The sequence below is a fragment of the Pseudomonas sp. S2_A05 genome (assembly GCF_054668485.1).
In genome coordinates this window covers 1,541,875-1,562,665 of the sequence record NZ_CP162775.1, presented here as the reverse complement: position 1 = coordinate 1,562,665, position 20,791 = coordinate 1,541,875, and the positions used below count along the sequence as shown (strand labels likewise).

At 58.4% G+C, this 20,791-nt stretch carries 29 protein-coding genes and 1 pseudogene; 7 read left to right on the top strand and 23 right to left on the bottom strand.

Going from position 1 to position 20,791, the window contains the following annotated elements; translation table 11 throughout:
* The first annotated feature begins 9 nt into the window (after positions 1–9).
* Positions 10–690: an SOS response-associated peptidase family protein gene (locus AB4O12_RS07290; protein WP_460061114.1), complete on the top strand. Its 681-nt coding sequence runs from the start codon at positions 10–12 to the stop codon at positions 688–690.
* Position 691: 1 nt separating this feature from the next.
* Here the strand turns inward: AB4O12_RS07290 and AB4O12_RS07285 are convergent, their stop codons facing one another.
* The 15 genes from AB4O12_RS07285 to AB4O12_RS07215 form a co-directional block, all read right to left on the bottom strand.
* Positions 692–895, bottom strand: a complete 204-nt coding sequence (locus AB4O12_RS07285; RefSeq protein ID WP_442101774.1) for a hypothetical protein — start codon at positions 893–895, stop codon at positions 692–694.
* Positions 896–1,122: 227 nt separating this feature from the next.
* Positions 1,123–1,656 carry a glycoside hydrolase family 19 protein gene (locus AB4O12_RS07280; RefSeq protein ID WP_353187753.1) on the bottom strand — a complete coding sequence of 178 codons (534 nt, stop codon included), beginning with the start codon at positions 1,654–1,656 and terminating at the stop codon, positions 1,123–1,125.
* Between the two features lie 58 nt (positions 1,657–1,714).
* Positions 1,715–2,080, bottom strand: a complete 366-nt coding sequence (locus tag AB4O12_RS07275; protein ID WP_460061112.1) for a phage tail protein — start codon at positions 2,078–2,080, stop codon at positions 1,715–1,717.
* Positions 2,077–2,394: a hypothetical protein gene (locus AB4O12_RS07270; RefSeq protein WP_460061110.1), complete on the bottom strand. Its 318-nt coding sequence runs from the start codon at positions 2,392–2,394 to the stop codon at positions 2,077–2,079. The genes AB4O12_RS07275 and AB4O12_RS07270 overlap by 4 nt, the downstream gene beginning before the upstream one ends.
* Complete coding sequence (locus AB4O12_RS07265; RefSeq protein ID WP_460061108.1) at positions 2,394–3,377, bottom strand: hypothetical protein; 984 nt, start codon at positions 3,375–3,377, stop codon at positions 2,394–2,396. The genes AB4O12_RS07270 and AB4O12_RS07265 overlap by 1 nt, the downstream gene beginning before the upstream one ends.
* 22 nt (positions 3,378–3,399) lie before the next feature.
* Positions 3,400–4,080 carry a hypothetical protein gene (locus AB4O12_RS07260; protein WP_460061106.1) on the bottom strand — a complete coding sequence of 227 codons (681 nt, stop codon included), beginning with the start codon at positions 4,078–4,080 and terminating at the stop codon, positions 3,400–3,402.
* The gene (locus AB4O12_RS07255; RefSeq protein ID WP_056786843.1) at positions 4,080–4,391 is read right to left on the bottom strand and encodes a hypothetical protein; all 312 of its coding nucleotides are present in this window, start codon (positions 4,389–4,391) and stop codon (positions 4,080–4,082) included. The genes AB4O12_RS07260 and AB4O12_RS07255 overlap by 1 nt, the downstream gene beginning before the upstream one ends.
* 8 nt (positions 4,392–4,399) lie before the next feature.
* A complete protein-coding gene (locus AB4O12_RS07250) occupies positions 4,400–7,441 on the bottom strand; it encodes a phage tail tip fiber protein (protein ID WP_460061104.1) in 3,042 nt (1,013 codons plus the stop codon).
* Positions 7,438–7,836, bottom strand: a complete 399-nt coding sequence (locus AB4O12_RS07245; protein WP_315436109.1) for a DUF6950 family protein — start codon at positions 7,834–7,836, stop codon at positions 7,438–7,440. The genes AB4O12_RS07250 and AB4O12_RS07245 overlap by 4 nt, the downstream gene beginning before the upstream one ends.
* A 2-nt stretch (positions 7,837–7,838) precedes the next feature.
* A complete protein-coding gene (locus AB4O12_RS07240) occupies positions 7,839–8,441 on the bottom strand; it encodes a hypothetical protein (RefSeq protein WP_460061102.1) in 603 nt (200 codons plus the stop codon).
* Positions 8,441–9,025 carry a hypothetical protein gene (locus AB4O12_RS07235; RefSeq protein WP_460061100.1) on the bottom strand — a complete coding sequence of 195 codons (585 nt, stop codon included), beginning with the start codon at positions 9,023–9,025 and terminating at the stop codon, positions 8,441–8,443. The genes AB4O12_RS07240 and AB4O12_RS07235 overlap by 1 nt, the downstream gene beginning before the upstream one ends.
* Positions 9,026–9,052: 27 nt before the next feature.
* Entirely contained in the window at positions 9,053–9,352 is a 300-nt protein-coding gene (locus AB4O12_RS07230) for a hypothetical protein (RefSeq protein ID WP_460061098.1), read from the bottom strand.
* A complete protein-coding gene (locus AB4O12_RS07225) occupies positions 9,349–12,267 on the bottom strand; it encodes a phage tail tape measure protein (protein WP_460061096.1) in 2,919 nt (972 codons plus the stop codon). Before AB4O12_RS07225 ends, AB4O12_RS07230 begins: the two co-directional genes overlap by 4 nt.
* A 69-nt stretch (positions 12,268–12,336) precedes the next feature.
* Entirely contained in the window at positions 12,337–12,687 is a 351-nt protein-coding gene (locus AB4O12_RS07220; protein ID WP_460061094.1) for a hypothetical protein, read from the bottom strand.
* Between the two features lie 87 nt (positions 12,688–12,774).
* Complete coding sequence (locus AB4O12_RS07215; protein ID WP_460061091.1) at positions 12,775–13,815, bottom strand: BRO-N domain-containing protein; 1,041 nt, start codon at positions 13,813–13,815, stop codon at positions 12,775–12,777.
* A gap of 173 nt (positions 13,816–13,988) precedes the next feature.
* Here AB4O12_RS07215 and AB4O12_RS07210 point away from each other — a divergent pair, with 173 nt between their 5' ends.
* From AB4O12_RS07210 to AB4O12_RS07190, 5 genes are all read left to right on the top strand, one after another.
* A complete protein-coding gene (locus tag AB4O12_RS07210; protein WP_336352968.1) occupies positions 13,989–14,384 on the top strand; it encodes an Arc family DNA-binding protein in 396 nt (131 codons plus the stop codon).
* Positions 14,385–14,506: 122 nt separating this feature from the next.
* Complete coding sequence (locus AB4O12_RS07205; RefSeq protein WP_460061088.1) at positions 14,507–14,806, top strand: hypothetical protein; 300 nt, start codon at positions 14,507–14,509, stop codon at positions 14,804–14,806.
* Between the two features lie 43 nt (positions 14,807–14,849).
* Entirely contained in the window at positions 14,850–15,074 is a 225-nt protein-coding gene (locus tag AB4O12_RS07200) for a hypothetical protein (RefSeq protein ID WP_460061086.1), read from the top strand.
* A 119-nt stretch (positions 15,075–15,193) separates the two neighbouring features.
* A complete protein-coding gene (locus AB4O12_RS07195) occupies positions 15,194–15,445 on the top strand; it encodes a hypothetical protein (protein ID WP_460061084.1) in 252 nt (83 codons plus the stop codon).
* A gap of 192 nt (positions 15,446–15,637) precedes the next feature.
* Positions 15,638–15,898: a hypothetical protein gene (locus tag AB4O12_RS07190; protein ID WP_460061082.1), complete on the top strand. Its 261-nt coding sequence runs from the start codon at positions 15,638–15,640 to the stop codon at positions 15,896–15,898.
* Positions 15,899–16,032: 134 nt separating this feature from the next.
* Here AB4O12_RS07190 and AB4O12_RS07185 read toward each other — a convergent pair whose 3' ends face one another.
* The 3 genes from AB4O12_RS07185 to AB4O12_RS07175 all read right to left on the bottom strand — a co-directional run bounded on the left by AB4O12_RS07185 (position 16,033) and on the right by AB4O12_RS07175 (position 17,752).
* Complete coding sequence (locus AB4O12_RS07185) at positions 16,033–16,272, bottom strand: hypothetical protein (RefSeq protein WP_460061080.1); 240 nt, start codon at positions 16,270–16,272, stop codon at positions 16,033–16,035.
* Between the two features lie 2 nt (positions 16,273–16,274).
* On the bottom strand, positions 16,275–16,760 hold the full coding sequence (locus AB4O12_RS07180) for a hypothetical protein (RefSeq protein ID WP_460061078.1): 486 nt from the start codon (positions 16,758–16,760) through the stop codon (positions 16,275–16,277).
* 71 nt (positions 16,761–16,831) lie between these two features.
* Positions 16,832–17,752, bottom strand: a complete 921-nt coding sequence (locus AB4O12_RS07175) for a phage tail tube protein (RefSeq protein ID WP_460061076.1) — start codon at positions 17,750–17,752, stop codon at positions 16,832–16,834.
* A gap of 114 nt (positions 17,753–17,866) precedes the next feature.
* Between AB4O12_RS07175 and AB4O12_RS07170 the strand changes: the two genes are divergently transcribed.
* Complete coding sequence (locus AB4O12_RS07170; RefSeq protein WP_348971417.1) at positions 17,867–18,430, top strand: hypothetical protein; 564 nt, start codon at positions 17,867–17,869, stop codon at positions 18,428–18,430.
* Here the strand turns inward: AB4O12_RS07170 and AB4O12_RS07165 are convergent.
* The 5 genes and pseudogenes from AB4O12_RS07165 to AB4O12_RS07145 form a co-directional block, all read right to left on the bottom strand.
* On the bottom strand, positions 18,427–18,822 hold the full coding sequence (locus tag AB4O12_RS07165) for a hypothetical protein (RefSeq protein ID WP_460061074.1): 396 nt from the start codon (positions 18,820–18,822) through the stop codon (positions 18,427–18,429). The two genes, AB4O12_RS07170 and AB4O12_RS07165, sit on opposite strands and share 4 nt — an antisense overlap.
* Entirely contained in the window at positions 18,819–19,394 is a 576-nt protein-coding gene (locus AB4O12_RS07160) for an HK97 gp10 family phage protein (protein ID WP_457263660.1), read from the bottom strand. Before AB4O12_RS07160 ends, AB4O12_RS07165 begins: the two co-directional genes overlap by 4 nt.
* Positions 19,394–19,754: pseudogene (locus AB4O12_RS07155) on the bottom strand (hypothetical protein). Before AB4O12_RS07155 ends, AB4O12_RS07160 begins: the two are co-directional and overlap by 1 nt.
* A gap of 3 nt (positions 19,755–19,757) precedes the next feature.
* Positions 19,758–20,147: a DnaT-like ssDNA-binding protein gene (locus AB4O12_RS07150; RefSeq protein ID WP_310407452.1), complete on the bottom strand. Its 390-nt coding sequence runs from the start codon at positions 20,145–20,147 to the stop codon at positions 19,758–19,760.
* Between the two features lie 40 nt (positions 20,148–20,187).
* Positions 20,188–20,766: a hypothetical protein gene (locus AB4O12_RS07145; RefSeq protein WP_460061071.1), complete on the bottom strand. Its 579-nt coding sequence runs from the start codon at positions 20,764–20,766 to the stop codon at positions 20,188–20,190.
* Positions 20,767–20,791 lie beyond the last annotated feature (25 nt).

Here is a 20,791-nt window from a genome sequence, read left to right as displayed (position 1 = left end):
GGCACGGCAATGTGCGGACGACTCACCCAATACAGCGGCATTCACGACTTCGTAGCGGCGCTCAGCATGCCGAACGCGCTGATCAACTCGGTGGGTGAGCAACCGCTCGAGCGGTACAACGCCGCGCCGACCACTCAATTGGCCCTCTTCCACCAGGAAGGTGAGTTTCTGCACGCGGACATGGTTCGCTGGGGATGGCGCCCGCATTGGGCGAAAGACCGCGCCGCGCCAATCAACGCCCGCGTGGAGAAAGTCGCCCACGGCCCGTTCTTCCGCGCGATCTGGCCGCACCGGGCAATCATCGCGATCAACAACTGGTTCGAGTGGGTAGACGAAGGTGGGCCGAAGAAGCAGCCCTACCTGATCAGGCATCGCGACCAGTCCCCGATCCTCTGCGCCGCGATCGGCCAGTACCCGAACGAAGAGCACGGTCCCGGCGAGCACGACGGCTTTGTAATCATCACCGCCGACAGCGCCTGCGGCATGGTCGACATCCACGACCGCCGCCCGGTCGTTCTCCCGCCAGAGCTCGCGCGGGAATGGCTGGACCCGGCCACGCCCAAAGAACGCGCTGAACAGATGGTGTTGCATGAGGGCGAACCATCCGAGGCTTTCGAGTGGTTCAAGGTTGACCGCGCCGTGGGTAACGTACGCAATCAGGGGCCGGAACTGATCAAGCCGGCCGAATGATTCATCGTTGCGACAAGGTTTTCAGGTGCTCCACCAGAGCAGCTTCGAAAATGATGTAGAGCCTTTCAGCATCGCCGGAGCGCAATGCGCCGGCGGTTTCCAGCCCAAGCACGAAACCTTCAGCCCGTGCTCCCGCCTTCACTGCAGTGATCATCGAATCTGTCCGGACGATCTGCGCCAGCAGGCGATCGGCCTCTCGCTGCATTTTGTCGCCTATCACTACGCCTTCCACAACTATTTACCCTTTATATTCAGCGCGACATCCAATACATCACTGCCAGGACGACCGTAACCCAAACGAGGGTCATCAAGAACGAAAGCCCTGCAAGTCGCTTGTCCACGTTCATAACGCCATCATCAAAAAGGAATGATGGTTCAAGACCAAAGGCCCCGCAAGTGTGGCTCAGAGCCATCAATTTCAGCACGGCGCGCTCAAGCCAGTACCTTGCGCGCCTTCTCCCACAGCGCCAGCCTATCGGGCAGACCGTTCAGCCCGCCATTGATGCGCCGGGTGATGGTGTTGAATTGATCCCGATCGGCCAAATCATTCAGCCCCTTCTGTTTCCAGAACCACGCTGCCGACATCGCGGCATGCTGCGGCAGTTCGAGCAGCTCGGGTTGGCTGATCAGGTCGAGCCCCAGCGCCTCGCCGCACTTGGCGTAGTTCGCCCGGCCTGTGATTTGAATCAGGCCGCGACCGCAATATTTCCGGCCATCGCCCGGCACGGTATTGCCCAGGTCCTCACGACCTTCGTACCCGCGCTGGGCAGCGGTCGGCCCCCAGATTTCACGGACATAGCACAGCTGTCCAGACTCATGGCCAATCTGCGCAATGAACGCGGTGGCGCGCTTTGTGCCCACGATCTGGTAGTGCTGCATGGCGGTGTTCAGGACGGAAACAAAAACGCCCGCTTGAGTGCGGGCGTTCGGGAGGATCTGCAGCAACTGCTGCTGGGTGATCGGCATGTCGTTCTCCAGGCAAAAAAATACCCGCTCGATGGCGGGTTACGGTTTTTGATGCGGCTCAGATCGCTTCGGCCTCACTCAGTAACGGCGCAGCAATGATTTCCGGGATGGGCGGTTCGATCGGCCATATCGGTGCCTGATACCAGGTCGGCTGCACAGTGACCTTGCCCAGTGCAAACTTATAGGTCTTCCACGCTTTCAGGTTCAGCGTCAGTGCGGCCTGCTCGGCCTCGTCTTCTGCCGTGGCTTCGCCGATATCAATGCCGAAATTGATCGTATCGATGCGGTCTTGAATTCGCGAGATCTGGGCAATCGCCTGTGCATTTCGTGAGGCGAGCAATGCCTTCGCGGCTGCCAATTCAGCGGCCTGAATGGCGGCGTCCTTCATGGCCTTGGTAATCAGTTGAGTCCAGTCGATGTTCATGCTTGTTCTCCTGGCTCTGGCAGAGGCATCGGCAAGGGAATCACGCCGTCACGCACATCCTCAAGCGGCGACGGGAATGCCTGCTCTGGGCTGTAATTGATCGGGAGCGGAAGGATCAGAGTAAGCTCAAGCTCCCCGTCGACGCGGCTGACATCGCCGGCAAACCATGTCGATTTGATCGCGGCACTAGGCAAGGTGTCTCCCTCTGCAACGCGACTGAAGTCGAATTCCTCGCCATTTACAACGATGGCGTTTCCGCTACGGATAACGCTCAAGGTCGCATCCATGCGCATCGGTGAAAGATTAATACGCATCAAAACCACCTCCCTACTGCTATGAACGTGTAAGTGTAAGTGGCGAGCGGAAGTGCGACGGGGCTCAAGTGGCGAATGATGCCGAACGTCCCGGTAGTCGGCATGATTACTGTCTCGCTGAACCCCGGGTATTCTCCGCCAATAATCAGATGAGCCCAGGGAGCAACCGCAAAGTTAGCCGGCAGTGTGTCGGCGGGCCGATCAGCAGCCCCTTTCCAGTAGAGCCCACCCAGCGCACTACTGATTGCCACGATTACTGACTTCGTTGAAATACAGACCATAAAACCGTTGGCGAACTTCCAATATTCCCCGTTGGCATTACTACCGTACTCCATGAGCGCTCCGGTTGGAGCGCCTCCGGACTGACTGACAGTGCCCAGAATCGTCAGCCCCAATGCCGCCCGAGCGAGAGCGGGCGTAGTAGCACCAGTTCCCCCTTTCTCGATAGCAACGGTTTTATTCGTCCCGCTGAGATCTGCTTTGGTGGCCTGCAGCTTCCCCAGTGCCGACAAGATGGAATCGGCTGCTGCAACAGCTCCCGGCGTTGCGACATCCACGCCCTCCAGCGCGGTGCCGCGAACGCCAGCTGCGGTCATGTACTTATTCGTCTGCCCCTCGGGCAGGCCATCTGTATCGGTGAGATTGAGCTCATCACGAACGCCGGCGGTGGTGGGCGTAGTGCCCAGCACCGCCAGCACGCCGCCGTAGTCGTTGAGGATTTTTCGCACCTGATCCGCCAGGTCCTTCTGATACCCCTGCACCGGCACGATCGAGTAAAGGCCGTCAGCTGCTGTCGGGCCTTCGTAGTTCGGCGAGATCGACAAAGCTGTGTTGCTGGCGATGTTGGTCACCTCGTACCAACGTCCGTCCGGCCCGCGAAAGCCATCGCCAACCCGGCTGTTGGCAATAAACGCGGTGCCTGTGCCAATCACCGCATTGGAATTTTGGGTGACAGAAACCGTTCCTGATTTGTACCAGGGCATGGTGTGCATCCTATAAATGGGGTTATGCGGCTTGTTTTGCGAACACTGCCGGCAGGAAGAAAGCGAAGGGGTTCGATGCCGCAATGGTGATGGCGTAGAGCGTGTTGTTGGGGAAATCCCACCAGCAATAAAGATCGCGAGGGATGCCGCTGCCTGAAGTCATCGGCATGCCGAATGTGTTGAGCAACATGTACTCGTTCTCAGGGAAGTTGAACGGAACGCTGTAGAAGATCCGCGTCAGGCCCTGAGGCGTGGTGTCATAGCGGACATACGTCCAGTTCTGGAATGCACGGGTAAACGTTGCGTTTGGCGTGCCTGAGTCAAAAAGCAGTTTCCCGGCGCCATCCCACAAGCGCATCCCATATTGAGCAACTGGCTGGGCACCAAAGGCGGCAACAAAATAACGCCCATTCAGGCCGGCAACGCTGACGTCGTATGCCCTGACATAAAAGCCAGTCCAGTTACCCGCAGAGCCGATAAGACTCATGCGGCACAGGCCCGCCACCCCATTGATAGTGTCCGGTCGCACGAATACGAGCGGAGGCTCTTGAGATGTGACTGGGCGGGCAAACGTGGTAACCGAGCCAAGCCCAGACTCTTGGTTTGGTGCGTATCGCCCTGAAGCGATGACCATCAGTCGCGCAAACTCTGAATCCAAAGTGACGACGTTATTGTTGTTTGTGAACTGAACGCCGTAGCTCATCAGCTCCACCTCATTACTATCAAGCGCATGGTTCCGGAAGACGTGGTACTCGCCGCGTACGTCCGGGTGTAGTTGTAGACGCGGACGACTCCGTCGAGCATCTCGGTTTCGAACTGCATTTGGTTCTGCGAATAGGTACCGATCGGGATCACGATTGCTGTTCCGTTGCCAGGACCTACGCCGGGAACGGCGAAATCCTGCGTTCCTTTGCTGGCTCCAAGCGCGAAGGTCACTTGCACTGAAAGCACGACGCGAATCGTGAATGAGTTCTCATCCAGCTGGAGCGCCCCATCGGCGCCCCATATCCTTATGCCGAAGCTCATGCGTTCAGATTCCCCCACTGGTAGCGCTTCACGCCGTTCTCATCGAACACCTTGCCGCCGTTGTTGTTGATGACCTGGCGAGCGCCACCGCCCAGCGGGCTGTTCAGCTCGAAGTTGCCAGCCTTGTCGATGCGCCAGCCCTGAACACCTGCGATGTAGTTGTCTGACTGGATGAAGAAACCGATCTTGGCGTTTCCGATCGAGGCGTCTTTCACAAAAAGGGTATTCAGGAAGACCTGCCCACCCTCTACCGCAAACGGCACCGAAATGGCGCCGCCGGCAATGGTGTTGACGATGGCGAAGCGGTCAGCGCTGACGAGGAACTGGCTCTGCAATCCTGCCCCGGTGTTCTCAATGCCAAGCCCAATGCCCGCCGCGACGTACTGCCCATTGGCTGTGACCTGCATCTTCACCGACCACATCGTGTTCAGCTTACCCGCCGTGTCCGCATAGGCTGTGGACGTCTGCTGAATCGCTGCCGAGTTCTCCCCAACGGAAACATTCAACTGGTCGATCTTCGTCGCGGTCGCCGATTCGTTCGTGGCCACCACCTGCTCAAGCTCGGTGATGTTCGCCGCGTTCTCGCCGATTTTCGCGTCGAAGTTCGTTACACGGCTCGACATTGCCTCGTTTTGGGAGGCGCGAACCTTCGATTCGGACGCAATCGCCGCCGTGTTGGTATAGCTTTTGATCGCGTCCGCGAGATCGCCAGCACCGTCATCGTCTCGATAGGAGGCGCGAAGGGCCTCGAAGGCTGTAGCTTGAGCCGTGACCTCGCCGTCGAGTTCGATAATCTCGGTAGTGTTGGTTGCCACCTGCAGGGCAAGACCGTTCGCCGCTTCGATCGATTGACCGACATCCAGCCAGTAATCGGCATTAGGCGGCGGAGTGCTGATCGGCACCTGCTCGGTCGCTTGGTAGATGCGCCCATCTTCGACCACCATTTGCCCGGCCTCATAGACCTGGTCAGGCTTGTAAGCAGAGAGGCCATCTAGCGCGTCGATTTGATCCTGAAGGCCGGGGATTTTGTCGATTTCGCTCAGGACGTCCTCGCCCAGCTCGGTGCGAGTGATCTTGCCGAGAAGCGCCGCCAAGTATGCCGAGACATCGTTCGAGGTCTGCGCGGGCACGTAGAGGAACGAGCTTTTCCCGTACGCATTGGAGGAGCGGACGAAATAGTAGTAGTTCGTCCAGAAGCCCAGACCAGTGTGCGTAAAAGAAAGCCCCTGCCCTAAATATTCGGCGTCATCCGAAGTAGCAGTCGGCGACGTGCTAAAGAAGTACTCATAGGTGCCGCCATTCAGCCCGTTCTGCGCGTTGCTGGGAATCAGCACGATGTTGTCGATCGAGGACTGCACCACACAGCTTTCCGGAATGGGCGGGCCGTTGATGCTGACGGTGATCGTCACCTCTCCTGATCGCGCCATCGGGCCGGCAGCCGCCACGCTCATGGTGTAGTTGCCGGACGGCAAGCCATTGATGGCGCATTCCGTCGATGTCGCAGGCACGTTGTGCGACTGAATCGCGGTTGCCCCCTGCCGCACGATGACGATGTACTCCTTCACCACGCCAGCAGGAGGCGTCCACGACAGAACGCCCTGCGTCACCTCGGCCGTGGTGTTCTGCGTCCACGCGAGATTCGTTGGCGTGCCCAATCCGCCGGATGGCAGATTGATGAAGCCAATCGGGTTGTACGGCTGGCCGACAGCGTCATCGAAGATCGCAGGCTCGTACTGCTTGACCTGAACCGTGCAGCCCTCGCGATCGCCCATCGACCAGTCGGAGACGATGAACTCGCCAAGGATGTTCAGCGACGGCAGGTTCACCCGAACCACGCGGCCCGGCCGGCAGTTGTAGCCGGCAAAGTTCATCGGGATGCTGATAGCGCCACCGGCGCGCCGCCGGCGCAGCTCCATGTTCGCCAGGCGCTGCGCTTGGTACGGATTGGTGACATAGGAATAGGTCAGCGTCTCCGCCGCCTCGCCACCATCTTCAACGATCCATTCGGCTACGCTGACTTCCGGGTAATCCGTCTCGGTCCACGACTGCTCCGGATCAATGAAGGTGCCGCGTACGGTATTGATCGCGGTGTCATTGGTCGGCTCAGTGCTGCCGGTGACTGTGCCGATCACCATGTCCTCGGTGATCTCGAAGTCGTACGGGCCGTAATAGGCGCCAGCCTGGAACATCCAGCGGCCACCAACACGAATCAAATGCCCGCCAGACGCCGCTTCCAGCTTCTGGAGAACGCCGGTGCGCTGCTCGTCCGCGCCGATCACGCAGCCGGTGCGATACCGCTGGCTCGTCGAGCCGTCGGCATTGGTCACGCCTTCGTCGCAGACGTTGGCCGCGCTGGCGAAGGTCTCGAAAACGATTTCATCGTCCGGCACGTTGCAGCGGTTGCGCAGGAACCAGAGCAGGTGCAGCGCAGTGTTTGCGCTGTAACCCGCCGCGCCGGTGCGCGGATCGTAGATATCATTCCGGCCACGAACCACAAAACGCGTGTCGGGGATGCCCGATGGAAACTTCTCTGCGCTGTAACGCAGGGAAACCCGCACGTAGGACAGGCCGCGACCGATCTGCGAGTCTTTCCAGTCGGGGCAGTTTGCCTTCAGGAATGCGTTGACTTGAGTCGGATTGACGACCAGCTCGTAGCTGGCCAGCGGGCCGAACGCGCCGATCTCTTCCTCGCCGAGGTAGATGTTTTCGAGGGCTTCGATTGCGCCCTCACACAGCACGTACACCAGGTGCAGCCATTCGCCCTCGCCCTGATCGCCGGACTGCTCTTGCGCCCACACCAGCACGCCGCCGGTCGAGACGCGACCGAGGATGAACCGCACGGGTGCCTTCGAGGAGCGTACGGTCTGGGCAGACGGCTCGTTGTCGCGCAGGGGCGATTTGGTGTTCAGCTTTTCCTGCTGCTCGGCGGCGTAAAAGGCAAGCGCTGCGCCCGCGACCGCGCCCCATGGTCCGCCCTGAGCAAAACCAACCACCGCGCCAATGACGACCGATGCGAGTTTTTTAACGCCGCCGCTCATTCAATTCTCCACGCGGCCAGTGGCTCGCACTCAACCCGGGCGGCGCCGTCATCGGTCGCCGCCCAGTAATCTCCTGCCCAGAACACGGCCATGCTTCGGCCGCCGGGCGCGTCGTACAGCACGACATCACCGCGCTGGATGAACGGCAGCGGCACCCGGGCAAAATGGGTATCCCATGCAGCCTCAAGGCTGCCGTGCTGTTTCTTCAGCTGCCGCTTGGCACCGGTTTCCGTCGTGTACTTGCCGCGATAGTTCTCTGCCGGATCGACACCACACACCGAAGCCGTGCAGTCGGCGGCGAACAGGCAGCAGTCAAATTCGCCCCATGAAAAAGGCCGCTCTTGGGCGGCCTTGATCGTTTCGTTCAGACGGGTTGTCCAGTCTCGGTAGCGCATGGCTAACTTCCATAAGTGAATGTCGGTGCGTCCTTCTTCGAGCCCCAGTAAATAGGCCACTCGGACATTTGGGCGATGGCGTAGAAGAACCTGTCGCCCTGATGGCGCGCACGGTGATTTTCGTCGGTGAATCGCTCGGTCCCGGTGCGGCTCCACTCGGCCATGCGATCGATAACCGGGACAGTGATGTTGTTGCCGTCCTCGCCATTGCCGGCGAAGGAGAACTTCGCAGCGTCCATCCGGCCGGAGAACAGAATATCCGCCGCGTAGTTGCCGGACTCGTCGAACACCACGAACATGACTTTGGCCATTCGCCCACGGCAGCCTCGGACGTTGGTTTCGGAAAGGATGTAGGCATCCAAGCCGCTCAGGGTCAGTTCCACCGACATGGGCGACCCGGAGTTGTCGCTCTCCTGCGACTGGCTGACTTGGCCAAAATTGCCCACGCCAAGGTAGGTGATGCCGTCGATCACCAGATCACCGGTACCTGTATGCGCGAAGACCATGCCGTCGACGAAGTCGAGCTGCACGGCATACAACGGCATGAATCGGCCGGTGGCGATGATGTTCACCACGCTCTGGCTGAACGGGAATGCTGATGGCATCAGAACGCCTCCCTGAATTGGTAGCTGCCGTTGGCGATCACCGGCTTTACGGACATGGCCCAGGTGTCGGTGGTCATGCGCATTTCGGAATAGGGGTTGAGGTACTCGACGGCGGTACCGGCCGTGAGCGTCCTGCGGATCCGCTTGTTGAGCGACACCGTCACCCTGCCCTGTGCATTCGCCGATGCCGCATCGGTTACCTCGAACATCTCGCCCGCGATGGTGATGTAGTCGCCTTCGGCGAACACAGCGGCGTTCGCCGGCGCGCCGCCGATGACCATCGACCGCGCTTGCGCGTTGCCGGTGACCACTGAGAGCGCGCCGACGCTGTTGGTGCGCCGGCGGGTGAAGGCAGGCAGGTTGAAGGTGCCGAACATCCCATCCAGTCGCCCTAGAAACGCCGACAACTCGCGCTCTTGGGCTCTGGTCAGCAGCCCGAAGGTCAAGGTGCACTGCCAGTAAGCGCCCGGGTAGCCGACGATCTGCTGGGCATTCGAGAGCGTCGAGGTGAACGCCCTGCTGTTGTTGACGATGCCCCACGTCATTTCTGACGGGCGCAGCGAAGCCGGCCACGTGAGAGCCATGCAGTACTCCTTCGAAAATAAGCGGGGTTAGGTCTTGTTGAGCTGGCTCAGCGTTCCGCCAGGCCCGAGCAACTCGCCGAATGACTGACCGTAACTCGCCTTCATCCGCGCAACGTCGAGGTCGATCAGGCCAAAAATTTCCTGACCGACCTCATCGCCACACCTGAGAACAGCCATGATGCGTCCCATGATCTCGGCATTTAGATTAGCCATGGCGCGCAGTTCGCTAGGAGGAGTCCCCTCGCCTATGCCAGCGAAGACAACGGAATAAGTCGCCTCGCCGATCGCTTGCACCAGTATTTCCATATCCATGTCGGAAATTTTCACCTGTTTCTCCTTATGAGCTGCATAGCCGGGCCGTTTCGCTTCAGGTCACCGAGCATCAGTTGATACGCCCTATTAGACGCGCGCGTCATTGCGTCCTCCATCCTGGCGAGCTGGTCTTGATCCGGGTTGCCGTTGACCGTCAGGTTATTCACGATTGGCGGCAGAGACACTGGAGTCGCCTGCGCTCCGCTCTGTGTAACCGATGAGCCAGCGGCCGTCGCACCCACGTAACCACCGTCAGCATAGCCCTTGGTGTTCGCGTTCATGCGTTCGAGAAATTCCCGTGCGCCTGGCTGGCTCACCGCTTCCTTGCGGACAACGAACTCGCCGCCGTGCACAACGCCCTTCGGCTCGAACTTGCCGCCGTCGCCGGTATAGCCGCCGTCAGAGAAACCGAACTTAGAGCTGTATCCGGCTGCGGACGCGCCGAGCGTAGAGGACGTTGCGCCGGCGGATCCGGCTGCGAGGCCATTGCCGGCTGAAGCGCCAGCGGTAAGCCCGCTGAAGATTGTGCCGAAGATGCCCACCGCCGCCTGCCGGACCTGAATGCGGATCAGGTCGGCGATGATGCCGTCCGCCAGATCTTTGAACGACAGTTTGCCGGTCTTCACGAACTGGATGATGCCGTCTTCCATGTTGCTGAAGGCGTTGGTGAAGAGATTGCGAGTCTGGCCGGCGACATCGCGCGCCTGCTCCGAATAGGTCTGAAATGCCGACGAAGCGCCGATCGCCCAGTCCGATTGGGCCTTGTCCACGTCCGTGTAGTACTGCTGCTGCATGGCGAGACGGGTTTGCAGCGCTGAGCGGAGTGCATCAGTCTCTTCGCTGTACAGCTTTTCGCTGATGCGCCCCTCGTTGCGCTGCTGCTGCAGAGCGTCCATCTGCGATTGGTACTGCTGCTCAATGCTGAGCTGTTCCTGCAAGCGCTGACGCTGCTGGTCGCCCAGCCCCATGCCGGCGAGGTTGTTGTCTAGCCCGGTCTGTGCCTTCGCCAGTTGGCTGGCCAGATTGGTCTGAAATGCCGCGAGCTTCTGCGTCTCCTCCGTGGAGATCTTCTTGAGCTGGTTTTCCTTCTCAAGCGCGGCGTTCTTTTTCAACTGAACGGTGATCAGTTCCTGGTTCGCGACCAAAGCCTTCTGGTCGGCCGTCAGGATCTGCTTGCCCTTGATGTCGGCGAGCTCCTGCTCCCACTTCACCAGCGCCTGCCCGGCGGCACCAAGCTTGTCGACCTCGCCCTTCTGCACCCCGATCAGCGAGTTCTGCTGTTGCAGCACGGCGTACTGTTGTCGGGCCTGATCAAGCGCCTTCATGCCGGCGTCTTCGCGGTATGCCTTGGGCTTTTTCTCTGCTGCTTCCTTGTAGATCGAGTTCTCACGAATCGCTTTGAGCGCTGTCTTCTCCTGCTCGGCAGTGATCGTATAGCCAGCCGCACGCGCAGCATTGATGCGCTTTTCCTCGACCTCCAGCGCCTTGTTCATCTTTTGGCGCTTGGTGAAATTATCCTCGATGCTTTTTTGGAAGCCTTCGTAGGCAGCCTGGCCGTCACGCTGAATCTGCGCGTTCTTTGCCTCGGCATCAGCAGAATCCTGCTGCGCTTTGCTCTTTTTTTCATACGCGGCAATCTCGGATTCGATAGCCTTGATGCGCTCGCGGGTATCATCGTCTTCAAAGCCAGTATCCAGCAGGCTTTTCCTGTACGCGAGTTCCTGCCGCAGCTTGGTCAGATCGGGTCCGGCGCTCGACTCTCGGCCGATTCCTAAAATTGCATCCCAACCGCTTTTGGCCGCGCCAGCCAGATCGTTCCACGCCCTTTCAAGGCTTCCGAGATTTTCCTTGATCGTCGCGGCGCGCTGGCCCAGCGCCTTGGCGAGCGCCTCTTGAGCTATAGCTGCCGCTGCCTCTTTCTCTCCCATCTCCTGCGCGGCACGAATCTGCTCGTAGACCGCAGCCGTGAGGAAGTTGTACTTGTTATTGAGCTCAGCAACCGCCTTCACAGGATCATCAGCGAGCCGGACGAACTCTGCGATCGTCTCAGAAACCGCTTTGCCAGTGGCTTTTTCGTATGCAATTGCGGACGTTGCGATTTGCTCAAAGCTTGAACTTGCGATCTTTCCGGTGCCGGCCAGTTGGGCCAGTGCCGCAGCGGCGTCTGCTGTGGTGCCGACGGTGCCGCTGACACGCTTCGCCATCTCGGCCAGAGCGAGAGTGGTAGTGCCAGCGGCATTGCCAGTGGTGACGATGGAGAGTCGATAGGCATCCTGCTCTTTCGAGCCTTGATAATACGCCACGCCAAGCACGCCAACTGCTGCAGCAGCCACAGTGAACGGGTTGACCAAGCCAAGGATATAGCCGCCCAGTGCTTTTGCGGCAGGCCCAACACCGCCGAACATATCTTTGAGTTGGCCACCCTGTTGTAGGAAAACGGTGAGAGGCGCCTGCCCTCCCTGTAGCGATACGGCAATATCGGTGAACTGCGCTGGAACACCTCGCAGCGCAGCGGCAGTTGCCTTTGCCGTCATGCCGGTTTTGCCAAGGTCCGTATTGAAGCGCCCGAGATCTGCTCGCGTGGTGTTGATCTTCGTTTGATACTCGGAAAAGGTATCCGCGTCGATCAAGCCGAGCTTCCGGTTTTTGGCGAGTTCCTTCTCTTGCTTGTCCAGTTCGCCCAGCTTTCGGGTGACAGGGTCAATGCTGCCCAGCAGTTCTTCCAGCTGTTCTTTTTGCGTTTTGACCTTTTTGCCCGTGGCTTCCGATGACTGGCCGACGCTGTCGATTCCGTCTGCCAGCTTGTCCATCACTGGCTTAGCACGAAGACCTGCCCCCTCCAGCGCCTCAAGTGCCTTTCGAGTGTCGGCAGCCTTTTGCTCGGCGTCCCGGCTGTCGATCTCCAGAACCAAGCGGGATGTCTGAGCCATTGTTTTCTCCAGGCGAAAAAAAGCCGCCCAAGAAAGGCGGCCTGCACTGCGGTTCGTAGACTAGGCGACCTATTTGCTCGCCTCTAAATACTGGTTCACATAATCCATGGACTCACCAATCTTCTGATTCATCGCGGTGAGGCTATCCATTTGTTGCGGCGTTACATGGTTGAAAAGATCCTTTGGATCAACCGATGAAGTGAATTTTTTAGCCTTGGCGCGGAAATTTTCGTAGGTTTTCATCGCCCGTTTACACGGGCCTATATCATCCTTTTTTACTGACGCTTCGCACTCTTTTTGCAGGTCTAGCGTCACCCTTGCAGATGCAAACGCCTCGTCATAGGCCGCTTTTACTGCATCCGCCGCCATCGCAGCAGTGCAAAAAAACAAAGCCCCTGCGACTGTGTAAATTTTCTTCATGAGCACTCCCCTAGGATGGCAGCAATCTACCACCATCCGCAGGAAGCACCAAAACCCCGCAAGTGCGGGGTCTTGGCTCAATTGAGATCAAGCAACAATTGCATAACCACCGGGTGAGCAGCCATTTGCGCGGTAGATGCTGTAAATTTCCGACCTCCGAGTATCGAGCGCAGCGAAAGAACTTCGCCCCTCATTGATCTGGTCGAAAACCCTCATCAGTACGCGCGAATCAAGAGTGCGCGCCGAAGCCAGAATCGCCTCGCGATCATCCATGAGGCAAAAATGACGGCTCATCAGCAGGTAGATGTGGGCGACTTCCTCATTGTTGAAGAACAGGCCGTCGGTGTCGGGCCGACCGATCCATTCGCCTTCCAGCGCGTAGGCTGCAACAAAGTTGCACGCCTCGCCCAGGCACTCAGCTGGGATCAGCGCAGTGCGGTGCACATTGAAGCGAGAGCGCAGACGACTTTTCATGGTCTGCTTGAAGCTGCGCTGGAGCGAATGAGGAATTGGTGAAGCCTTCTGATCAATCACACGATCTAGGACATGTTCGCCGCTGGTGCCAATGACGGCTCCGACGAGATCTCCCATAACTGCATGCTGGTCAAGGTAATGGCCTTGCTCGCGAATGGATGGCAATACCTCGGCGGTAACCCATTTCCGGAATGCGTGAGGCTTGCTGCCTTTCTTGACGGCATCACGGCTGCGCAGAATCAGCGTATATAGCCCTGACTCGTTCACCACGTTGGCCTGCCCCTGACGACCTATGTTGAACATAGACCGCTCATCCTCATCCAGCGACTGCACTGCTTGGGTTGTGTTCGCCACATCAAGAACTCGGCAAACATCCGATGCTACAAACCATGGCTGACCATCAATGGACACCGCGCGGATGCTATTGCCTCGGAAATCAAACGGGATGACATTGGAGACCGCTGTGCTAATATTCGACATGACGATTTCTTCCTCGAAGTTGATCTCGTTTTCCGAAGCCTCAGTGTTCCCGCACTGGGGCTTCTTCATTTTCAAGCTACTGCTTGCTCTTTCTGCCTCTTCGCCGCCGTCAGCCAATAAACAATCTCGGCTGTCTGGGATCGGCAATTCTCCTTCGCGCTTTGCTCTACCCACTCCTTGACCTCCCTGGCAACCTCAGATTGAATTGCGGATCTTTCCTGCTCATCAGCTTTCTCCCTCTATAGCACTTTGCTTGGTTTTCATTAAAGCACTTTGCTTTATTGCCGTCTATAGCAAAGTGCTTCATCCTTTTACTCGTTTTACTTTCAGTGAAAGGCGCCAACCAAATGAGCCGTGTAGACCTTCAGGTCAATTTTCGTATGCCCGCATCCCTAAAGGATGAGCTTGAGGCGCTCGCCAAGCGAAACCGGCGCTCTCTGACTGCTGAAATCGTTGCGCGACTAGAACGCAGCGTTGGCGAGCCTGACGAAATGGGAATCAGTGACAGAGATCGGATGAACCCAGAGCACGCGTTCTTTCAACAAGACTCCGAGCCAATGCCGGTCACGCCCCGCATCTCTAGGGAGCGTTTGTTGGCATCGCTCGATCAAGACAGCCCCGTCACCAAGAAGGACCTTAACTCGGCGGTAATGGATGCCATGCTGAAGGTTCTTGATGCATGGCAGGAGGGAGCGGCATCGCCGAAAGGCCCCAAGCCTCGCAAGAAATTTCCGAAGGAGTAGGCCCAACTTTAAGCTAGGGCGTCACTCCTCATCCCCAGCCAGGCACACCGCATCCAGCGCAAAATTTTCGTCGGTTTGACGCAGCCCCCACCAGCTTCATCCATGGCAAACGGAGTATGCACATGACGCTACTGAAGAAGATGACCAGCGCTTTCCGTAATCGTAAAAAATACACCTATGCCGAACTGAGCGATTGGAAGCTCTCGCTAATCGGGATCCCCAGCTTCGCCGTAGGCGCCTACTACCTGTGGGTGTCGGGCAGTGTAACGGTGGAGCTACTCCACTGGTCACGAGACCATGCGCTGACGCTCGATGCAGTCCTAGCCCTTGGCTTTTTGGGGTTGCTCGGCCTGAGCGGTCTTTACTTCGCGACAGTTGCGCGCCGTTGCTACGATCTGATTCGCGAGCGGAATTTTAGGTAATCCAAATCCCTTCCCGCAGGGCCCTTGAAAAGGAATTAAAACGATGAGCGAAACAATGACTGCCGATGATCTCAATCTTCTCCTAGACAATATTCGTATAGAGATCGGCTACCAAGGCGACGTTACGACCGTCACTTTGAAGCCGCACGAAGCAGAGGAATTTGAAGCTATCAAGAACGGACTCGATGTTGAGGGGCGCACCGTTCATTTAGACCCGAAGACCAACAAGCTCACGATTGATTCCTCGAATTGCCCAACCTACGAGTAATGAGATTCAAGACCCGCCGAGAGCTGAGCCAATTTCCCATATCAGCACTCCCTCAAGGTGGCGAATCCCTAAAAGCCGACTGATCGTCAGTCTTGAGTCAACCTTATGGAGCTACCCCTATGAATCCTTTCGAGGAACCGTTACAGCCCAATGCGCTTGACCCGCAACAAGCGAACGAGTTTTTCATGAAGCTGCAGAGCTATATTGCTCTAGCAGAATCCGACCAAGACGTACAAAACCGCTTCCATCTTGCTCGGGCCTACTTAGTAGGGTGGATCCACGGCGGCGGCGATCTTGACTTGGCAAAGACCTTTGAGACGTTAATCCATTCGACTCAGCACGCTCGCTCTCATGAACTACGCGAGCATTGAAATTACAGTTGGATAGACACATAAAAGCCCGGCGCGCCCGGGCTTTCTTCCGCCTGTACGAATCCCCAGTAACGCCGATGCTGGCTCCGATAGTAGCCTCTCGCCTTCACGCAACGGATAACCCCAGTCCCTTGCCTGCAAGCCCAAGGACTGGGATAGCGCCAATCTCGGCGCGCTTGACCTGGAGGTCGCATGAAAGACGGCAAGATAGATCCGCTAGATGGGATGAGCTCCCCTATAACGCTAGGAACTTTATCCGCGCTTCTGGCAATGACACGTGTCATCCAAATCCTAGCGGGCAAAGAAAGCAAGATCATCGACAAGGTGATGGAGTCTATAGAGGCCCCTGCTGGCATAAGCGATCCGGACGCCAGAAGAGTTTTCGAAGGCCCTGCGAAACAGATTATCGAAGTTGCAAAAGAGACTAGAAAGGCGATGCAAGAATTGCGCTGATCACATAGCTCATTCTGGTTTCAAAAGTGTTCATTTGGCGCTCACGGTGCAGCTTTTTTCGCACATTATTGAGCGCCTTTTTTCTACGTCTTAGGCTCATAGATTGTTTCTCCTTTCCGCATCCAGGTCACGAATCATTCTTCACTACTCGCCAAACACACCGCATCAAGCGCAAATATCACGTCATCAATCTCATCGCGCGGTAGCGGTGATGGATGCGACTCCAGCCAGTCGGAGATCTCCCGCGCCGATAGCGGCAGCGGGAACGCACCGGCCATGCCGGCGATGTACCGGCGCCCGCGAGACACGTTCCGGTACAAGTTGAGCAGGTAGGCGGTCAGCGGGTCATTCTCTGGCTCGCCCGGGATGGCCATCTTCAGGTGCGAGTAGACCGCCCGGCGCTTCTCGCTTTCCCCGCCCCACTCTTGCTCCCACTCGAAGCGGGCAAGGGCTTTCCCACCGACTCAGCCCGCTCCTCGGCAGCATCGTTTGCGGCCAGCGCGCCTTCGCGCAGGACGAAGAGGAAGAACTCGATGTTGTTCTCCAGCAGTTCCGCAGCTACTGGCGGGCTGTACTTGATCGGATTGCCGTCGGCATCCAGCACGCCTTCCCAGTCCTTCACGATGAAGTGACTGAGCAGCATCGCGTGGTTCTGGTGCTCGGTCATTTCGCCGGCGACTACGCCCACCTGGCCCTCTTCGAAGCGCGCGTCGTTGCGCTGAATCCGGCGGCGCATGCGCTCAAGGGCGACTTGATATTCAGGGTTGTCGATGCTGGCCAGCAGGATCTTGGTGTCTTCGTCGAACTTCGCCCAGCGCTCACCGGCGATCGCCGGCTTCTTCTTGCCCAGTTGCAGAGCCATTTCAATTCCTCAACGCCACGCCAATAAAAGGGCTCCCCCGGCCGGCGTTTGAACCGAGGGAGCCAAAGGGTTTACGGGGTTGGATCAGCCGCTTCGCGGGTGATGGTCGGGCTGAGCTTGGCGACGGTGTAGTTCAGCGTGACCTCGATCAGGTCGCGCTTACCTCCGTTCGGAAGCTCACCGTCCACTTCCACGGCTGGGAAGTTGAAGGTGTACTTATTGCCCAGCGAGTCGGTGATCGGGAAGACAACTGCGATCGGCGCACGGGTGAAGGTGTTCTTCCAGATTTCCCACGCGCGCTTCGACCAGGCCAGCGTGATACTGCCGGTGACCGCCGCCTCGGTGGCGATGTGCGCGCCCGGGCCGAGACGATCGGAGCCAAGGCAGCGCTGAGTCTGCAGGCTGTTGTCGAGGTTCACGGTCATGGCCGAGACACAGGCCACGCCTTCCAGCGACTGGCCGTTCACCAGGATCGTGCCGACGTTGTTGTTCGACAGGAACGGCGTGGTAGTCGGTGCGTTCGGCGAGACGACGATCGAAGTCTCGCTGTCGGTGTAGTCCAGGCACGCCATGTTGAAGGTGGCGGTGATCTTGCCGTCGGACGGGATATCGAGCGCGAAGGTCGAGACGTGCGCACCTTTGAAAACCCCGTAAACGCCGACGTCGTCGTAGCCCTTGGCGATGCTGAATGTGTGGCGGGTGTCGCCTACGCTCAACACGTTGCCGGCCCAGTTGCCGTAAAACGCGGCCTCCAGCAACTGGTCAAACGAGCCGAACGAGAATTCCGCCGTCAGGTCGCCGCCGATATCGATGCTGGTGGCCACCGAGCCTTGGCTCAGCCGGGTGTCGGTGATCTCGTCGCTGACTTGGGTGTTGACCGTCGGGGTCAGCGCGTTGCCGGTCAGGCGCAGTGTGTCCCAGTTGCCGGTCGGGGTAACGCCCGGCGTCACCTCGGGGATGATGTGTGAAACGACTTTTGCGCCAGAGCTCATTGGAGCCTCCTATTCGCGGGCGTAAAAAACCCGCTCAAGGCGGGGTAGATAGAGCTGGTAATACTTTTCGTCGGCGACATAATCGACCGTTTTTTAAGAGGAGCTAAAAGCGCGATGGAATGGACTTTCGTTTTAAACGCGATCACTACGCACTTACCAAGCGCCAATACCGTCGCAGCATTTGCAGGCGCAGGATCGGCATTTGCAGCCGTATGGACAATTAAGAAATCCGCGAGCGCTAGAGAAAATGAGCGCCTATTGGGTAACGCGGTTACAACGCTTGAAAGGGCTTATCGCGCATTGTGTGGGCAGTCCGACAGCTCTTCACTTCCTCCGTCCGACCGGGTCGCTTGGCTTACAGCTGCCCGCCTGATCGAGGATTACAAAGACGCGAAGAAAAGGCTGAAAGATCCATTGATTATCCAAGAGTGTGAGGCACACGAAGAGCACTGGAGGCATCAGTTCTATCTGAAGCTCACCCCTCTCTCGATGGGACATCTCGATTACTACCAAGGTCTTTATGAGATTTCGGCAATTATCGTTCATGCATTTGCAAGCTGGCCCACTGGAAAGGCGGATCCAGTAGATAGGTACGCATCTATCAATGAGGCAAGAAGTGAGCTAAAGATCGATAAAACATGGACCAGTCTATTGGCTTTCCTTAAGCAACAAGGCTAACCCGCTCGAAACCGGATGCTGACGTTGATTTGGTAGAAGGCTTCAAACTCGCCAGCCACCACTTGGCTGGCCTCCATGCATTCAAGGTCACCGGACTGCCAATAGGCGAAGTGAGCTTCGAGCGCGTCGGCCAGTTCGTTGATGGCTTTGGTTCCGGTTCGCTCGCGGGCGAAGCACTGAATGCTGATCTGCCCGGGCTTGCGGGTGTGTGGTCGGTCGGCCATGCCAGCCATGAAGGCCGAGGCGTATTGGATATTCAGCCGGCACCAGAGGCCGGAGGCCGGCGGCGTGAACAGTGCCGGCTGGTTCGGGTAATCGATCCGCTCCTGGTCAATGCCGGTGAAGGCCACCATGCGCGCGGTGATGAGCGCTCTGATCTGCTCGAAGGTCATTTGTAGGCCTCGGATACGCCGATGAACGCGAGGTCATAGACCCCGCCGGGCGCCTGCGTGGAATGCCCCAGTTCCAGCATCTCGCCGTAGGGGCTGTTCGTTTGGATGTAGATGACGGGAAACTGGCCTGATGCCTTGATGAGCATGCTCCCCTTGCTGATCGTTTCGCGGCCGGACGGGTCGACGTTGTCGGTCACGGTCATGTCGGGCGCACCGATCGATACCAGGTGACTGCCTCGGAACGTGCCGCCGATGTACCCCTTCCCCGCCGCCTGCGCTTTGACGAAATAGTTCTCTTCGCGCTCGCGCTTGGTCAGCTTCTTGAAGGCCCGGCCACCGGTGCGCGCCGCGTTGCGGGCGTCGACGTTCGCGTCGTAGGCATCTGCCAGCGCCACGTTCTTCGTGCGTAGCGCCACGTTTGCCTGCCACAGATCAGGGTTGCCGACCGGCGAGCGGTTCACCACTTCCGTGAGCATGGCGGTCGCGATGACGCGCGCCATCTGGGTGATGTCCTCGCCAGCCTGATCGGCGAAGTCCGTGAGGCTATGGCTCCAGCCCGCCTTGTTCGTCATTACACCTTCCTCAGCTGGATCTCGTAATGGGCGCCAGCCGGATCCGTCTGGACGTTTACCACGTCGAAATCGTTGATCTTGTGGCCGATGTCCGGAACCCCTCCGATGGTTTCGTTGGTCAACGCGATCAGCAGTTGGTCGGTGGCGCGGATGTTCACACCGTCGACCTGAGCAATCTTGAAGGCGTCGAACACGCCCCGGCCGGTGTAAGCGATGACAACAGGGTCGCCCGCCACCTCGGTGACCGGATCCCACGTTCCCGGCAGTGTCACGCCGCCACTGAATGGCTTCACGGCGTCCGCCAGATCAGTGTCGAAGGCCTCAGCCAGATCCGCCCTGGATCTCTTCACGTAGGCCCATGGTTCACCTGTACACATTGAAGCTGAAGCCGCTGACACGCCATGGCGCGAGCAGTCCCAGCGCGAACTGGACGCCATCGGGCAGCGCAGTTGATTTGCTGGTGTCGATCGAGGCGAACGTCTTGCTGGTAGTCACCGAACCGGCCTTCACCGTCTTGGCTTCCAGCGAGCCCTCGGTCTGCTGCTGGTACAGCTTGCCCTCAGAAGCAACGACCGCCAGCTCGGCGCCGGCCTGCTTCACCTCTTCGGGAATGGCGTCCATATCGACACCGACCAGGTTGAGCGAGGTCAGATAGGCATTCGCCTGCAACACCGCCCGGGCTTTCTTGTCATCTGGAGCCCACGAAGCCCCGAGGATGGCGTCAACGTCCGCCACGGTGATGTAGGTAGCCATCAGGCCTCCGCTTGAATGAGTGGGGCCGAAGCCCCGGGTATTACTGGTTGGCCTTCAGCAGAGCGAGCAGCTCAGGCTTCGAGTCGTTGACCTTGTAGCCAACACCCTTGGCGTCGAGCTGTTCCTTGATCTGCACGACGGTCAGTTCATCGAGAGATGAGCCATTGTTCTGCGATGCAGGAGCCAGCCGAGCGACGTCTTCGCGGAGCGATTCAACTTCACCCAGCAATTCATCACGCTTGCTCTTCAGCGAGGCGATGCCTTCGTGAATGGAGGTCAAGGCATCAAACAGGCGAATCGGCAGTTCGCCGGCGCCGGGATGTTCCAGCGGAGCAAGACCTTCGGCCGCTTCGATCAGCAGCACGATGCCGTCGCGCTCGACATTCAACTTGTCGATCAGCTCCTGCAGCGCTGCGCCATCAACACCGCCTTGGCCGCCGATCACCAGTACCGGAGCTGCCTGTCGCAGTGTCACTTCAGGCACATCAACAGCTTCACCCTCGCGGTCTTCGGTGACGTTGGCATCAACGATTCGCAAGCCGCGCTCTTTCGCCAGCGCCTTTACGTTTTCCCGGTACTGGTGGAACGGGCCGGGCAGATACCAGATTTTGTTGTTCATGATCATGTCCTCGCGGAACCGGGCA

Coding starts and splice junctions, on each gene's coding strand:
- AB4O12_RS07275 (WP_460061112.1), bottom strand. CDS start 2,080: ATGAACATCGACTGGACTCAACTGATTACCAAGGCCATGAAGGACGCC.
- AB4O12_RS07225 (WP_460061096.1), bottom strand. CDS start 12,267: ATGGCTCAGACATCCCGCTTGGTTCTGGAGATCGACAGCCGGGACGCC.
- AB4O12_RS07190 (WP_460061082.1), top strand. CDS start 15,638: ATGAAAGACGGCAAGATAGATCCGCTAGATGGGATGAGCTCCCCTATA.
- AB4O12_RS07245 (WP_315436109.1), bottom strand. CDS start 7,836: ATGCGCTACCGAGACTGGACAACCCGTCTGAACGAAACGATCAAGGCC.
- AB4O12_RS07180 (WP_460061078.1), bottom strand. CDS start 16,760: ATGGCTCTGCAACTGGGCAAGAAGAAGCCGGCGATCGCCGGTGAGCGC.
- AB4O12_RS07165 (WP_460061074.1), bottom strand. CDS start 18,822: ATGACCTTCGAGCAGATCAGAGCGCTCATCACCGCGCGCATGGTGGCC.
- AB4O12_RS07185 (WP_460061080.1), bottom strand. CDS start 16,272: ATGGCCATCCCGGGCGAGCCAGAGAATGACCCGCTGACCGCCTACCTG.
- AB4O12_RS07205 (WP_460061088.1), top strand. CDS start 14,507: ATGACGCTACTGAAGAAGATGACCAGCGCTTTCCGTAATCGTAAAAAA.
- AB4O12_RS07170 (WP_348971417.1), top strand. CDS start 17,867: ATGGAATGGACTTTCGTTTTAAACGCGATCACTACGCACTTACCAAGC.
- AB4O12_RS07260 (WP_460061106.1), bottom strand. CDS start 4,080: ATGAGCTACGGCGTTCAGTTCACAAACAACAATAACGTCGTCACTTTG.
- AB4O12_RS07240 (WP_460061102.1), bottom strand. CDS start 8,441: ATGCCATCAGCATTCCCGTTCAGCCAGAGCGTGGTGAACATCATCGCC.
- AB4O12_RS07200 (WP_460061086.1), top strand. CDS start 14,850: ATGAGCGAAACAATGACTGCCGATGATCTCAATCTTCTCCTAGACAAT.
- AB4O12_RS07285 (WP_442101774.1), bottom strand. CDS start 895: ATGCAGCGAGAGGCCGATCGCCTGCTGGCGCAGATCGTCCGGACAGAT.
- AB4O12_RS07145 (WP_460061071.1), bottom strand. CDS start 20,766: ATGAACAACAAAATCTGGTATCTGCCCGGCCCGTTCCACCAGTACCGG.
- AB4O12_RS07235 (WP_460061100.1), bottom strand. CDS start 9,025: ATGGCTCTCACGTGGCCGGCTTCGCTGCGCCCGTCAGAAATGACGTGG.
- AB4O12_RS07210 (WP_336352968.1), top strand. CDS start 13,989: ATGAGCCGTGTAGACCTTCAGGTCAATTTTCGTATGCCCGCATCCCTA.
- AB4O12_RS07195 (WP_460061084.1), top strand. CDS start 15,194: ATGAATCCTTTCGAGGAACCGTTACAGCCCAATGCGCTTGACCCGCAA.
- AB4O12_RS07160 (WP_457263660.1), bottom strand. CDS start 19,394: ATGACGAACAAGGCGGGCTGGAGCCATAGCCTCACGGACTTCGCCGAT.
- AB4O12_RS07270 (WP_460061110.1), bottom strand. CDS start 2,394: ATGCGTATTAATCTTTCACCGATGCGCATGGATGCGACCTTGAGCGTT.
- AB4O12_RS07250 (WP_460061104.1), bottom strand. CDS start 7,441: ATGAGCGGCGGCGTTAAAAAACTCGCATCGGTCGTCATTGGCGCGGTG.
- AB4O12_RS07220 (WP_460061094.1), bottom strand. CDS start 12,687: ATGAAGAAAATTTACACAGTCGCAGGGGCTTTGTTTTTTTGCACTGCT.
- AB4O12_RS07290 (WP_460061114.1), top strand. CDS start 10: ATGTGCGGACGACTCACCCAATACAGCGGCATTCACGACTTCGTAGCG.
- AB4O12_RS07175 (WP_460061076.1), bottom strand. CDS start 17,752: ATGAGCTCTGGCGCAAAAGTCGTTTCACACATCATCCCCGAGGTGACG.
- AB4O12_RS07280 (WP_353187753.1), bottom strand. CDS start 1,656: ATGCCGATCACCCAGCAGCAGTTGCTGCAGATCCTCCCGAACGCCCGC.
- AB4O12_RS07265 (WP_460061108.1), bottom strand. CDS start 3,377: ATGCCCTGGTACAAATCAGGAACGGTTTCTGTCACCCAAAATTCCAAT.
- AB4O12_RS07150 (WP_310407452.1), bottom strand. CDS start 20,147: ATGGCTACCTACATCACCGTGGCGGACGTTGACGCCATCCTCGGGGCT.